This is a genomic window from Streptomyces sp. NPDC051907, from assembly GCF_040681075.1.
Taxonomy (GTDB): Bacteria; Actinomycetota; Actinomycetes; order Streptomycetales; family Streptomycetaceae; genus Streptomyces.
In genome coordinates, this window is the sequence record NZ_JBFAYB010000145.1 from 1 (window position 1) to 13,104 (window position 13,104).

The window sequence follows — 13,104 nt, forward strand, 5'->3', positions numbered from 1 at the left end:
GCGCACACCCGGCTCGGGTGTGCGCCCCACTCGCATACGTACGGTGCGTAGGAAGTGCCGCGGGCTACCAGGCCGTGCTCGCCGTCTTCTCCTGCGGCAGCAGCACCCACAGCGCCAGGTAGAGCAGGAACTGCGGTCCCGGCAGCAGACACGACGCCACGAATATGACGCGCATCGTGGTCGCGGAGGTGCCGAAGCGCCGTGCCAGCGCTGCGCACACTCCACCGATCATCTTTCCGTCACGGGGGCGGACAATGGCGGCCATGGTGGGCTCCTTCGCGAGAACCTGGGGGAGCAGCTACGTCGTGCTCCGATGACTCCATGGTGGCCTCGCGCCAGGGGGCAAAGCGTCGCTCTACGGGGCGATCCCGACCCTGGGAATCGTAGGGGTCGGTCCCTGAGACGCCTCCTCCCGCCGGACGGTCCCCGCCTGCCTGCGGGAGGAGCCCCCCGCCTTCGACTGCTGGCGCTGCCTGCGCAGCAGCCGGGCCCGGCCCGCGGGCACGACCAGCAGATGGGCCAGCGCCACACCGGTCGTGTTCAGCAGCAGCGAGTCCACGTCGACCACCCGGCCCGGCACCGCGGTCTGCAGCAGCTCGATGCCGAGCGAGAACAGAGCGCCGGCGGTGACCGTGCGGACCAGGGACGCCCAGGGGGATACGGCGAGCCGGCCGCCCGCCATGGGCAGCAGCACGCCGAGCGGGGCCAGCAGGACGAGTCCTTCGCCGATATGCCGCGCGGCCTCGACCGGGCCCAGCGCGAGCGATGCCTTGATGCCCGCCAGCGGCTCGAGATTCGCGGCCGTAACCCACATCACGTCGAGCGGGCGCAGCGTCAGCCATGCGACGAGCAGCAGATGCGCGACGAGGAGGACGACCCCCGCCGCGCGGAAGCGGATGGCGGCACTGCCGCCCGAACCTTGACGCTGCACGCCCCCCAAGACGCATGCTTCCCGCGAATCGGTTCCGCGCGATTTCAAGAGGAAGCTCGAACGACGACCTCCGGCCCTGGCGGAAGCGTCCGCGGGCGGGTACCGGGAGGCGTCAGGGGGAGGCGGGCGACGCACCCGCCGCCGTCGGGAGCGCGCCGAGCGTCGGCAGCGCGCTCTCCGGCCGCTCCTTGGCGCCGGTCGAGCACTCGTAGCCGCGCGGGGAGTAGTCCCCCGGGCCGCCGAGCGTCACCGAGCCGTCGGCGGTCGCGGCCTTGCTCTCCGCGAACGTGCAGACGATCTGCGCGAGCGCCGGCGCTGGCAGGTCCTCCGGCTGGCGGCTGAGCCGCAGCGTGCCCGCCGGATCGTCTCTGCGCGGCCCGGTGACGACTATCGGCCCTCGGACGTACGTGGCGAAGCCGGCCTCGTGCTCCGACGCGGTCGGCTCCTGCGCCAGCTCGTCCAGGAGCGCCTGCGCGACCTGCACCCGGCTGTCGACGGCCTTCACCTCGGGGATCTCGGCCGTGCGCTCCACCGACTCCAGCTGCGAGGCGCACACCAGATAGACCCGCACCGGGGCGCCCTGGGGCTGCGCCTGAGGGGTCAGGCTCGCCGTGGTCACCTCGCACGGCTCCCGGGAGGGGGCGGGCCCGCCGTCGACGGGCACCTGGGTGGTTCTGATCCCGCAGCCGCCGAGAACGACGACGCCGGTCAGCGCCGCCGCCGACCACAGCGCCCGCTGACGCGCACGACGACGCACGCGCGTACGCGTACGGCTGCCGGTGCGGGTACGGCCCTTCGGCGTCACTGCGCGCCTTCCTCTCCCGGCTCGCCGACGCCCTCGGCGTCCGCGTCGCTCTCCCCGTCGCCGTCCGTCAGCGCCGCGGCGTCCTGCGGCAGCCGCAGCACGAACACCGCTCCGTCGCCGTCCGCGGAGTTCGCGGCGGTGATGTCGCCGCCGTGGATATGGGCGTTCTCCATCGCGATCGACAGCCCCAGACCGCTGCCCTCGGAGCGCGGCCGCGAGGCGCTGGCCTTGTAGAACCGGTCGAAGACGTGCGGCAGCACGTCCTCGGGGATGCCGGGCCCGTGGTCGCGCACCTCGATCAGCAGCTCGTGGTCGACCGGCCGCACCGAGACGCGTACCGGCGAGCCGCCGTGCTTGAGCGCGTTGCCGATCAGGTTCGCGAGGATCACGTCGAGCCGGCGCGGATCGAGCCGGGCCATGATCCCGCGCTCGGCGTCCAGGTCCACCGCGTCCAGCCAGGCGCGCGCGTCGATGCAGGCGGTGACCTGGTCGGCGACGTCGACGGTGTCCAGGACGAGCCGCGCGGTGCCCGCGTCGAAGCGGGTGACCTCCATCAGGTTCTCCACCAGGTCGCCCAGCCTGCGGGTCTCGCTGACCACGAGGTTCACGGCGGGCGCGATCATCGGGTCGAGGCTGTCGGCCTCGTCCTCCAGCACCTCGGTGACGGCGGTCAGCGCGGTCAGCGGGGTGCGCAGCTCATGCGACATGTCGGCGACGAAGCGGCGGCTGGACTCCTCCCGCGCGCTCATGTCCGCGACCTTCTTCTCCAGCGACTCGGCGGTCTTGTTGAACGTCCGTGCCAGCTCCGCCAGTTCGTCCGTGCCCGAGACCCGCAGCCGGGTGTCCAGCTTGCCCTCGCCGAGCCGCCGCGCCGCCTCGCCGAGCCGGTGCACCGGCCTGAGCACGGTCGTCGCCGCGGCCTGCGCGAGCAGCGCCGAGCCGACCAGGGCGAGCGCGGTGGCGATCCCCAGCGACCAGGCGAGCGAGTTGAGGTCCTGGCGCTCCTGGTCCAGCGACTTGAACACATAGCCGGTCGGGCCGCCGCCGACGATCCGCGTGCCGCCGACCAGATACGGCTTGCCGCCGCGCTGGGTGCGCTGCCAGTACAGGTGGTACGGGACGGAGTTGCCCGCGCCGACGTCCTGCCGCTCGTCCACGGCCTCCCGCAGCGTCCTGGGCACGTCCTTCAGCGTGAACGCGTCCGCGTCCGAGACGCCGACGATCGTCTTGAGCTCCGAGCTCTCGCCGATCAGCAGCACGCTGTAGCCGTCCGCGCCGGCGGCCATCTGCTCGGCGGTCTTCTGGAGCTCGTTCTGCGTCGGCCGCAGCGGCAGCGCGGCCGCCCGGGACTGCATCTCCTGACGGAAGTCGGCCAGCGCCGAGTCCTGCGTACGGGTCAGCACGGCTTCGCGGTTGAGCCAGTACGCGATGCCCGAGGCGGAGACGGCGGCGGTCAGCGCGACCAGCGCGAACACGACGACGAGACGGAGGCGCAGGCTCGTCAGGCGAAGTCCGGCGAGCAGCGCGCGCTTTGCGGCACTGCTCACCAAGTACGTCCGTCCATGACGGCGAACGCGCGGCCCACCGCTGAGCGCGCGGTACGGCACTGTGCGGTACGGCTCCGTGCGGTACGGCTCCGTGCGCTACGGCTCTGCGCGGGGCGGCTCACTGCGGCACGTCCAGCCGGTAGCCGACGCCGCGGACCGTGCGGATCAGGGTCGGCGAGGACGGCACGTCCTCGACCTTCGCCCGCAGCCGCTGCACGCACGCGTCCACCAGACGCGAGTCGCCGAGGTAGTCGTGCTCCCACACCAGACGCAGCAGCTGCTGACGGGACAGCGCCTGTCCCGGCCTGCGGCTCAGCTCCAGCAGCAGCCGCAGCTCGGTCGGCGTGAGCTGGAGGTCCTCGCCGTTCTTGGTGACCGTCATCGCGGAGCGGTCGATCATCAGGGAGCCGAAGGTCGCCGAGTCGGTGGACTCGCGCTCGCCGCGCCGCAGCACGGCCCGGATGCGGGCGTCCAGCACCCGGCCCTGGACCGGCTTGACGACATAGTCGTCGGCGCCCGACTCGAGCCCGACCACTACATCGATGTCATCGCTGCGCGCGGTCAGCAGGATGATCGGCAGCTGGTCGGTACGCCTGATGCGCCGGCACACCTCGAAACCGTCGATCCCGGGCAGCATCACATCCAGCACGATCAGATCCGGCCGCTGCTCCTTCAGCAGCTTCAGGCCGTCCTCGCCCGTCGCCGCGGTGGCCACTCGGTGGCCCTGGCGTGACAGGGAGAGTTCGAGGGCCGTGCGGATGGAATCGTCGTCCTCGATCAGCAACAGGAAAGGCACGGAGGTCATTCTGGCCCATAGGGGAGCCCTAGTTCGACAGCTGGAGCGCTCCCACACGACTCCTCCCCTTGTGAAAGGCCCCTTCAACGTCTTGGCGGCCGACTCGAGACGGCCATGACGGGGCTTGTGACGCGCCTGTGACAGTCGACGGACACCGCGATGAAACTGCCCGGGCAGAGTTCTCAGCACACGGACCGAAGCAGACTCCACTCGACGGGGGGCGCGAGATGAACGCACTGCACAGCACCAACTCAAGCGCAGTTGTCACGCGTCTCCACGACGTCGTGAGGAGCACGGAGAAGTCCGGCGCGGTGAACGGGCGGGGGTGCGTTCGCAGCGTCGGACGTCAGCACAAGGCGCCGTACATGGTGGCTGTGACTGACGGGGGAGCGTCGTCGTACAGGGAGGCCTCGGGGGAGCGGACGAGCCTGTCGGAGGCGGAGTTCACCGCCTACGTCCAGGAGCGCCGTGCCTCCCTGTACGCGACCGCATACCACCTGACCGGCGACCGGTTCGAGGCCGAGGACCTGCTCCAGAGCGCGCTGTTCTCGACGTACCGCGCCTGGGACCGGATCAGCGACAAGGCGGCGGTCGGGGGATACCTCCGCCGCACCATGACCAATCTGCACATCAGCGCCTGGCGCCGGCGCAAGCTCAACGAGTACCCCACGGAGGAGCTCCCGGAGACGGCGAGCGACACCGACGCGATGCGGGGCACCGAGCTGCGGGCGGTGCTGTGGCAGGCGCTGGCCAGGCTGCCCGAGACCCAGCGGACGATGCTGGTCCTTCGTTACTACGAGGGCCGCACCGACCCGGAGATCGCGGAGATCCTGGACATCAGCGTCGGCACGGTGAAGTCGAGCATCTGGCGGTCGCTCCGCCGGCTGCGCGAGGACGAGGTCCTCAGCTTCGGCCGTGATGAGGAAGAGTCCTTCGGCGAGCTGGTGGCCTGAAGGCGACGGGGGAACGGGGGACGCCGTCTCGGGGGAGACGGCGGGATCCGGGGGGATCCACGGGGGAACGGGGACCACGGGGGACACGGGGGATCCACGGGGGCCCTGCGGGGAGAACAGAGCGGGACTGGACAGGCCGGGGGGTCTTGTCCGGCCCCGCTCTTGTTTTTGTGCGGGGGTGGATCTGCTTCCCCGGGGGACAGCCCCGGGGCGGCCCCGCGCCTCAATCGCCGGGGAAACCCAGCCCGTCCGGCGTTTGAGGACACGGCCGGAGGCCGTATGGGGGCGTAGCCCCCTGGGGCGGGGGTGACGTGCCCTGTGCGGGCTGCCCGCGGGGCTCTGCCCCGGACCCCGCGCCTCAAACGCCGGCGAGGCTGAAAGTGCGCCTCAATCGCCGGGGAAACTCAGCCCGTCCGGCGTTTGAGGACACGCCCGTAGGGCGTACGGGGGCGGGGGCGTAGCCCCCCGGGGCGAGGGTGACCGTGCCTGGGTCTCAGGCGTTCGCGGGGGTGCGGTGGACGTGGCCCGCCGCTGCTGAGGTCAGGCGGCCCAGGGCCTCCTGCTTGTCGCATGCGTGCGCGCCCAGGGAGGTCTGGCGGGCCACGATGGCCCGTTCCGCGCGCATCAGGCGCCAGCCCCTGCGCAGCAGGAACGGGACCGACTTGCGGCCCTCGCGCAGGTCGCGGGCGAGGCGGCGGCGGAAGGTCGTCGACGGGCGGCCGCGCAGGCACAGCGCGTCCGCCAGCACTCCCAGCTCAGCGCAGCGCGCCACGATGTCCGCCGCGAAGATGCCCTCCGCCACGAAGAGCGGCGTGCGGTCGATGGCGAACGACTCGCTGCCGACGCGCGCGCTGGTGGCGATGTCGTACACGGGAACGTTCGTACGCCCCGTACGGCACAGCTCGCTGATCGCCGCCACCGCCGCGTCCGCGTCCCAGGAGAGCGGGGAGTCCCAGTCGATGTCCGTGCTGTCCGTGACCAGCGGAAGCGTGGGGTCGTCGCCCTCTTTGTAGAAGTCGTCCAGGCGCAGCACCGGAAGGCCGGTGCGGGCGGCGAGAGAGGACTTTCCGGAGCCGGACGGCCCTGTGAGCAGCACGACGCGGGCGGGAAGCGGAGAGGAGGTCACGGGACACCAGTGTGAGGCATTGACCCGTGAAGGGGACCACCCGGGGAGGACGTTGGTACGGAGGACTCCGTCTCAACTACGCTGCGTGCATCTCCGATTACCCACTGAGTCAGGAATCCCATGGCACGTCACACAGCTTCCTCGTCCCGGCGCACCGCCCTGCTGCGCGCGGGCGCGACCGTCGCGGCGGCCGCCGCCGCCCTCGGCGTCGGCGCGAGCGCCGCGCAGGCCGCCCCGGCCTCGCAGCTTCCGCCCCTCGGCCTCGACGCGCGGGGCGGCGGGCCGGCCGAGGTGCTGACGGGCGCCCTCACGAACTCGGTGACCGGCGCCGGCCAGCTCAAGAGCCTCCAGCTCAACCCGCTCGCCAAGACCGGCTCCGACCCGCTCGACAACGTCGTCGCCACGCAGGTCGCCGACTTCAAGCCGATCTCGACGGGCGCGGTGACCGGGCCGCTGGCCTCCGGGGCCGCGCTCGAGGATCTGCCGTTGGTGGGAGGCCTCACCAGGGTGCTGTCGCCCTGAGCGCGGACGTTCGAGGACGTTCAGCGGACGTGAAGCAGACATGAGACATGACGCGGACGTGAGAGAGCCCCCTGCCGCCGGACGGAGCGGCAGGGGGCTCGGCTCTGGGGCGGCTGCGCCGCCGGCGCGGTCAGTACGCCGAGCCGGACGCGCCCAGCGAGCCCGTCGGGTGCCAGACCGTCTTCGTCTCCAGGAAGGCCGTCATGCGCTTCACGCCCGGGGCCGCCGAGAAATCCACAGCCTGTGGACGGAGAACCCGCTTGAGGTTGTCCGCCGCCGCGACCTCCAGCTCCTGCGCCAGCGCCGCGTCGGCGCCGGTGAGGTCGATCGCGTTGACGTCCTGGTGCGCGGCGAGCGACGGAGTGATCTCCGAGGTCTTGCCGGACAGGATGTTGACCACGCCGCCCGGGAGGTCCGACGTCGCCAGGACCTCGCCCAGCGAGAGCGCCGGGAGCGGGGCCTTCTCCGAGGCGACGACCACCGCGGTGTTGCCCGTCGCGATGACGGGGGCGACGACGGAGACCAGGCCGAGGAACGACGACTCCTGCGGGGCGACCACGGTCACCACGCCCGTCGGCTCGGGCGTCGACAGGTTGAAGAACGGGCCCGCGACCGGGTTCGCCCCGCCCACGACCTGAGCGATCTTGTCCGTCCAGCCCGCGTACCAGACCCAGCGGTCGATCGCCGCGTCCACCACGGCCGCGGCCTTCGACTTGGACAGGCCCTCCGCGTCCGCCACTTCGCGGACGAACTGCTCGCGGCGGCCCTCCAGCATCTCGGCGATGCGGTAGAGGATCTGGCCGCGGTTGTACGCGGTCGCCCCGGACCAGCCGCCGAACGCCTTGCGCGCCGCCACGACCGCGTCGCGCGCGTCCTTGCGGGACGAGAGCGGAGCGTTGGCCAGCCACTTGCCCTTGGAGTCCGTCACCTCGTACACCCGGCCGCTCTCGGAGCGGGGGAACTTGCCCCCGACGTACAGCTTGTAGGTCTTGAAGACGCTGAGACGCGCGACATCAGACATCGAGGTATGCCTCCAGGCCGTGGCGACCGCCCTCGCGGCCGAAGCCCGACTCCTTGTAGCCGCCGAAGGGCGAGGTCGGGTCGAACTTGTTGAACGTGTTGGCCCACACCACACCCGCGCGGAGCTTGCCGGCGACCGCGAGGATACGGGAGCCCTTCTCCGTCCAGATGCCGGCGGAGAGGCCGTACTGGCTGTTGTTGGCCTTGGCGACCGCCTCGTCGGGCGTGCGGAAGGTCAGCACGGACAGCACCGGGCCGAAGATCTCGTCGCGCGCGATCCGGTGCGCCTGGGTGACGTTCGTGAACAGCGTCGGCGCGAACCAGTAGCCGGCCGACGGCAGCTCGCACGGCGCGGACCAGCGCTCCGCGCCCTCCGCCTCGCCGGTCTCCGTCAGCGCGGTGATGCGGGCCAGCTGCTCCGCGGAGTTGATCGCGCCGATGTCGGTGTTCTTGTCCAGCGGGTCGCCGAGGCGCAGCGTGGAGAGGCGGCGCTTGAGGGAGTCGAGCAGCTCGTCCTGGACCGACTCCTGGACCAGCAGCCGCGAGCCCGCGCAGCAGACCTGGCCCTGGTTGAAGAAGATGCCGCCGACGATGCCCTCGACGGCCTGGTCGATGGGGGCGTCGTCGAAGACGATGTTCGCGCCCTTGCCGCCCAGCTCCAGGGTGACCTTCTTGTCGGTGCCCGCGATCTGGCGGGCGATGGCCCTGCCGACCGCGGTCGAGCCGGTGAAGGCGACCTTGTTCACGTCCGGGTGCTCGACGAGCGCGGCGCCGGCGTCCCCGTAGCCCGGGAGGATGTTGACGACGCCCTTCGGCAGGCCCGCCTGGCGGCAGATGTCCGCGAAGAAGAGCGCGGAGAGAGGGGTCGTCTCGGCGGGCTTGAGGACCACGGTGTTGCCGGTGGCCAGGGCCGGGGCGATCTTCCACGCGAGCATCAGCAGCGGGAAGTTCCACGGGATGACCTGGCCGGCGACGCCGAGGGGGCGCGGGCTCGGGCCGTAGCCGGCGTGGTCGAGCTTGTCGGCCCAGCCCGCGTAGTAGAAGAAGTGCGCCGCGACCAGCGGGAGGTCCGCGTCGCGGGTCTCCTTGATCGGCTTGCCGTTGTCCAGCGTCTCCAGGACGGCCAGCTCGCGGCTGCGCTCCTGGATGATCCGCGCGATCCGGAAGAGGTACTTGGCGCGCTCCGAGCCGGGCAGCGCGGACCACTTCTCGAACGCCTTGCGGGCGGCCTTGACCGCGCGGTCGACGTCCTCGGCGCCCGCCTGGGCGACCTCGGACAGGACCTCCTCGCTGGAGGGCGAGACGGTCTTGAACACCTTGCCGTCGGCGGCGTCGGCGAACTCGCCGTCGATGAACAGGCCGTACGACGGCGCGATGTCGACGACCGACCGCGACTCGGGCGCGGGTGCGTATTCGAATGCCATGATCAGTCCACCGTCACGTAATCGGGGCCGGAGTAGCGGCCGGTCGCCAGCTTCTGGCGCTGCATCAGCAGATCGTTCAGCAGGCTCGACGCGCCGAAGCGGAACCAGTGGTTGTCCAGCCAGTCCGCGCCGACCGTCTCGTTGACCAGCACGAGGAACTTGATGGCGTCCTTGCTGGTCCGGATGCCGCCCGCGGGCTTCACGCCGATCTGGACGCCGGTCTGCGCGCGGAAGTCCCGCACGGCCTCCAGCATCAGGAGCGTGTTGGCCGGGGTGGCGTTGACCGCGACCTTGCCGGTCGAGGTCTTGATGAAGTCCGCGCCGGCCAGCATGCCGAGCCAGGAGGCGCGGCGGATGTTGTCGTACGTGGAGAGCTCGCCGGTCTCGAAGATGACCTTCAGCCGGGCCGGGCCGGAGGCCTCCTTCACGGCGCGGATCTCGTCGTACACCTTCAAGTATCGACCCGACAGAAAGGCGCCGCGGTCGATCACCATGTCGATCTCGTCCGCGCCGGCGGCGACGGCGTCGCGGGTGTCCGCGAGCTTCACGTCGAGGGCGGCGCGGCCGGCCGGGAAGGCGGTGGCGACGGAGGCGACCTTGACGTCCGAGCCCTTCAGGGCGTCCTTGGCGGCGGCCACCATGTCGGGGTAGACGCAGACCGCGGCGGTGGACGGGGTCGAGCGGTCGGTCGGATCGGGATGCACGGCCTTGGCGGCGAGCGCCCGGACCTTGCCCGGGGTGTCCGCGCCTTCGAGCGTCGTCAGGTCGATCATGGAGATGGCCAGATCGATGGCGTACGCCTTGGCTGTGGTCTTGATCGAGCGCGTGCCGAGCCCTGCGGCGCGAGCCTCCAGGCCGACGGCGTCGACGCCGGGGAGGCCGTGAAGGAAGCGACGCAGTGTGCTGTCGGACGCTGTCACGTCAGCGAATGCGGGGGCGGTGGTGGGCATGGTCACCAGATGAGCATATCTACGCGCGTAGCGGCCTGTACAGGGGGGCCTTCGTAGCGGGCCGGTCACGATGTGTCGGCTCGCCGCGGGCGAGTGGTCACCGGCACATCGGCGAGCCCGCGGGCGTACGGCAGAATCGGAGGCATGACGAGCCCCCAGCAGCCCGCCGAGCCCACCTACGCCGACCGGGTCTTCCGGTCGCCCGCCGCGATGGTGGGCGGGGTGTTGCTGCTCGCGCTCATCGCGTGGATGGCCGGCGACGCGCTGATCCGCGGCGAGGGGCGCACGCCGTGGCTCGCGCTGGCGGGCGCGATCTTCGTGGTGCCGCTCATCGTGGCCTTCACGCTGCGGCCGGCCGTCTTCGTCAACGACGAGCGGATCCGGATCCGCAACCCGTGGCGGATGATCACCCTCCCGTGGGAGCAGGTCGAGGACGTGCGCGCCGGGTACTCCAGCGAGATCTTCACCAAGACCGGCGAGAAGTACCAGCTGTGGGCGGTCCCGGTCTCGCTGCGGCAGCGGAAGAAGGCCTCGCGCCGCCAGATGCAGCGGGCGAGCGACGACCCGCACGGCAGGACGTCGGTGTCGGCGGACGTGACGGACGCGCAGGCGCGGATGGCGTCGACGGACCAGACGGTCGCGGACCTGCGCGAGCTGGCGGAACGGGCGGGAGCGGGGGCGGGATCGCAGGGCGCGGGGGGTGCGGCGGGTGCGGCGGGTGTGGCTGGCGAGTCGCAGGTTCGCTGGGCGTACGAGGTGATGGGTCCGTCGGCGGCGGGAGCGGTGCTTTTGGCGGTGCTTTGGGCGGTGGGGTGACGGGGTGATTCCCCGGGGGGCGGCCCCGGGGCGACGTCGCGCCTCAATCGCCGGCGGGGCTGAGTTTTCAGCCCGTCCGGCGATTGAGGACACGGCCGAAGGGCGTACGGGGGCGTAGCCCCCCGGGGCGGGGGTGACGTGCCCTGTGCGGGCTGCCTGCGGGGCTCTGCCCCGGACCCCGCGCCTCAAACGCCGGCGGGGCTGGGATCGCCTCAAGCGCCGGCGGGGCTGGATGTGCAATCGCCCCGCCGGGAAGATCGTCAGGTCAGATGCCCGCCGCCGACGACAGGTCTCGTTTGATCGCCGCGAGGACCTCCCCGCTCTTTTCGCGCGCCGGCGTGAGCTCCCTCGCGTTCGCGACCGGGATCACCACCTCCAGGTAGCACTTGAGCTTGGGCTCCGTGCCGCTGGGGCGGACGATGACGCGGGCCTTGAACTCGCCGTCGAGGTAGTAGCGCAGGCCGTCCGTCGGAGGCAGCTTGTCCGTGCCCTGGGTCAGGTCCTCGGCCGTCGTGACCCGCAGGCCGGCGAGCGTCGTCGGCGGCTGCTCCCGCAGGGCGCGCATCGCGTTCGCGATGACGCTCAGGTCCTCGACCCGGACCGAGAGCTGGTCGGTCGCGTGCAGACCGTGCTCGACGGCGAGGTCGTCGAGGAGGTCGGTCAGCGTGCGGCCCTGCTCCTTGAGCTCGGAGACCAGCTCGGCGACCAGCAGCGCCGCGGTGATGCCGTCCTTGTCGCGTACGCCCTCGGGGTCGACGCAGTAGCCGAGCGCCTCCTCGTAGCCGTAGCGCAGCCCCTCGACGCGGGCGATCCACTTGAAGCCGGTCAGGGTCTCCTCGTACGCCAGCCCCGCCGCCTCCGCGATCCGGCCCAGCAGGGAGGACGAGACGATCGACTCGGCGAACGTGCCGCGCGCGCCCTTGTGGACGAGGTGGGCGGCGAGCAGCGCGCCGACCTCGTCGCCGCGGAGCATGCGCCAGTCGTCGCTCTGTCCGTTGCCTCCGCCGCGTCCGTTGGGGACGGCGACGGCGCAGCGGTCCGCGTCGGGGTCGTTGGCGATGACGATGTCGGGCTGCACCCGGCGGGCGGTCTCGAACGCGAGGTCCATCGCGCCCGGCTCCTCCGGGTTCGGGAACGCCACGGTCGGGAAGGCCGGGTCGGGCTCCGCCTGCTCCTGTACGAGGACGGGCGCGGGGAAGCCGGCACGGGCGAAGGAGGCGGTCAGCACGTCCTTGCCGACGCCGTGCATCGCCGTGTAGACGACGCGGGCGGTACGGGGGGAGCCGGCGGTCAGGACCTCGTCCGTGCGCTTCAGATACGCGTCCAGGACCTCGTCGCCGAGGGTGTCCCAGCCCGACTCGGCGCGCGGCACGTCGTTCAGGCTGCGGATCGCCTCGATCTCGGCGGCGATCTCCGCGTCGGCGGGCGGCACGATCTGGGAGCCGTCGCCGAGGTAGACCTTGTAGCCGTTGTCGCGCGGCGGGTTGTGGCTGGCGGTGACCTCGACGCCGGCCACGGCGCCCAGCTCCCTTATGGCGAAGGCGAGGACGGGCGTCGGCAGCGGGCGCGGCAGGATCGCGGCGCGCAGACCGGCGGCCACCATGACGGCGGCGGTGTCGCGGGCGAAGTCGGCGGACTTGTAACGCGCGTCGTACCCGATGACGACCAGGCCGTCGGTCTCGCCCTTCGCCTTGAGGTACGCGGCGAGCCCGGCGGCGGCACGGATCACGACGGATCGGTTCATCCGCATCGGCCCGGCGCCCAGCTCGCCGCGGAGACCGGCGGTCCCGAACTGCAGCGTCCCGCTGAACCGCACGGCGAGCTCGTCGAGATCGTCGGCCTCGACGAGCTTGCCGAGCTCGTCCCGGGTCTCCGGGTCGGGATCCTCGGCCAGCCACGCGCTGGCTCGCGCGATGAGGTCCTGCTGCACGGTGGGTCCGCCTCTCATATGTCTGCCTGGGCCCGGCCCATTATTCGCCGGGAAGGGGGGATCTGGGGCGTGTGGGGTGGGGATGGCGGGTTGCTTGCGCACGGGACGCGGGGGTGCCCCAAACTCAGCCCGTCCGGCGATTGAGGACACGGCCGAAGGCCGTACGGGGGCGTAGCCCCCTGGGGCGGGGGTGACGTGCCCTGTGCGGGCTGCCCGGGGGGGGGGGGCCCGCCGCCCCCGCCGGGGCGGCCCCCCCCGCCGGGTTGAGTCGGCCCCAAAGAGCG

The 13,104-nt window shown here is 72.0% G+C and carries 13 protein-coding genes; 3 read left to right on the forward strand and 10 right to left on the reverse strand.

Annotation, left to right across the window (positions count from 1 at the left end):
- Nucleotides 1-64: 64 nt before the first annotated feature.
- From AB0M39_RS38925 to afsQ1, 5 genes are all read right to left on the reverse strand, one after another.
- Entirely contained in the window at nucleotides 65-265 is a 201-nt protein-coding gene (locus tag AB0M39_RS38925) for a PspC domain-containing protein (protein ID WP_365372989.1), read from the reverse strand.
- Nucleotides 266-355: 90 nt separating this feature from the next.
- Nucleotides 356-931 (reverse strand): VanZ family protein, encoded by a 576-nt coding sequence (locus AB0M39_RS38930; RefSeq protein ID WP_365372991.1) that lies wholly within the window; start codon nucleotides 929-931, stop codon nucleotides 356-358.
- Nucleotides 932-1,043: 112 nt separating this feature from the next.
- On the reverse strand, nucleotides 1,044-1,736 hold the full coding sequence (locus AB0M39_RS38935) for a hypothetical protein (RefSeq protein ID WP_365372993.1): 693 nt from the start codon (nucleotides 1,734-1,736) through the stop codon (nucleotides 1,044-1,046).
- Complete coding sequence (locus AB0M39_RS38940) at nucleotides 1,733-3,283, reverse strand: HAMP domain-containing sensor histidine kinase (protein WP_365372995.1); 1,551 nt, start codon at nucleotides 3,281-3,283, stop codon at nucleotides 1,733-1,735. Before AB0M39_RS38940 ends, AB0M39_RS38935 begins: the two co-directional genes overlap by 4 nt.
- Before the next feature lie 118 nt (nucleotides 3,284-3,401).
- Nucleotides 3,402-4,079 (reverse strand): two-component system response regulator AfsQ1, encoded by a 678-nt coding sequence (afsQ1, locus tag AB0M39_RS38945; RefSeq protein ID WP_365372998.1) that lies wholly within the window; start codon nucleotides 4,077-4,079, stop codon nucleotides 3,402-3,404.
- 227 nt (nucleotides 4,080-4,306) lie between these two features.
- Between afsQ1 and AB0M39_RS38950 the strand changes: the two genes are divergently transcribed.
- Nucleotides 4,307-5,032: a SigE family RNA polymerase sigma factor gene (locus tag AB0M39_RS38950; RefSeq protein WP_365373000.1), complete on the forward strand. Its 726-nt coding sequence runs from the start codon at nucleotides 4,307-4,309 to the stop codon at nucleotides 5,030-5,032.
- 493 nt (nucleotides 5,033-5,525) lie between these two features.
- On the opposite strand, the gene AB0M39_RS38955 is transcribed toward AB0M39_RS38950, so the two are convergent.
- The gene (locus AB0M39_RS38955) at nucleotides 5,526-6,158 is read right to left on the reverse strand and encodes an ATP-binding protein (protein WP_365373002.1); all 633 of its coding nucleotides are present in this window, start codon (nucleotides 6,156-6,158) and stop codon (nucleotides 5,526-5,528) included.
- A gap of 120 nt (nucleotides 6,159-6,278) precedes the next feature.
- On the opposite strand from AB0M39_RS38955, the gene AB0M39_RS38960 reads away from it, so the two are divergent.
- Nucleotides 6,279-6,680, forward strand: coding sequence for a hypothetical protein (locus tag AB0M39_RS38960; RefSeq protein WP_365373005.1), 402 nt, complete (start codon nucleotides 6,279-6,281; stop codon nucleotides 6,678-6,680).
- 130 nt (nucleotides 6,681-6,810) lie between these two features.
- Here AB0M39_RS38960 and AB0M39_RS38965 read toward each other — a convergent pair whose 3' ends face one another.
- From AB0M39_RS38965 to deoC, 3 genes are read right to left on the reverse strand one after another with little or no spacing between them, the layout of a single operon-like run.
- Nucleotides 6,811-7,701 (reverse strand): aldehyde dehydrogenase family protein, encoded by an 891-nt coding sequence (locus AB0M39_RS38965; protein ID WP_365373008.1) that lies wholly within the window; start codon nucleotides 7,699-7,701, stop codon nucleotides 6,811-6,813.
- Entirely contained in the window at nucleotides 7,694-9,130 is a 1,437-nt protein-coding gene (locus AB0M39_RS38970) for an aldehyde dehydrogenase family protein (protein WP_365373015.1), read from the reverse strand. Before AB0M39_RS38970 ends, AB0M39_RS38965 begins: the two co-directional genes overlap by 8 nt.
- Nucleotides 9,127-10,074 (reverse strand): deoxyribose-phosphate aldolase, encoded by a 948-nt coding sequence (deoC, locus tag AB0M39_RS38975; protein WP_365373017.1) that lies wholly within the window; start codon nucleotides 10,072-10,074, stop codon nucleotides 9,127-9,129. Before deoC ends, AB0M39_RS38970 begins: the two co-directional genes overlap by 4 nt.
- A gap of 144 nt (nucleotides 10,075-10,218) precedes the next feature.
- On the opposite strand from deoC, the gene AB0M39_RS38980 reads away from it, so the two are divergent.
- Nucleotides 10,219-10,890 carry a PH domain-containing protein gene (locus tag AB0M39_RS38980; RefSeq protein WP_365373010.1) on the forward strand — a complete coding sequence of 224 codons (672 nt, stop codon included), beginning with the start codon at nucleotides 10,219-10,221 and terminating at the stop codon, nucleotides 10,888-10,890.
- Nucleotides 10,891-11,155: 265 nt separating this feature from the next.
- Here the strand turns inward: AB0M39_RS38980 and AB0M39_RS38985 are convergent, their stop codons facing one another.
- The gene (locus AB0M39_RS38985; protein WP_365373012.1) at nucleotides 11,156-12,820 is read right to left on the reverse strand and encodes a phospho-sugar mutase; all 1,665 of its coding nucleotides are present in this window, start codon (nucleotides 12,818-12,820) and stop codon (nucleotides 11,156-11,158) included.
- Nucleotides 12,821-13,104 lie beyond the last annotated feature (284 nt).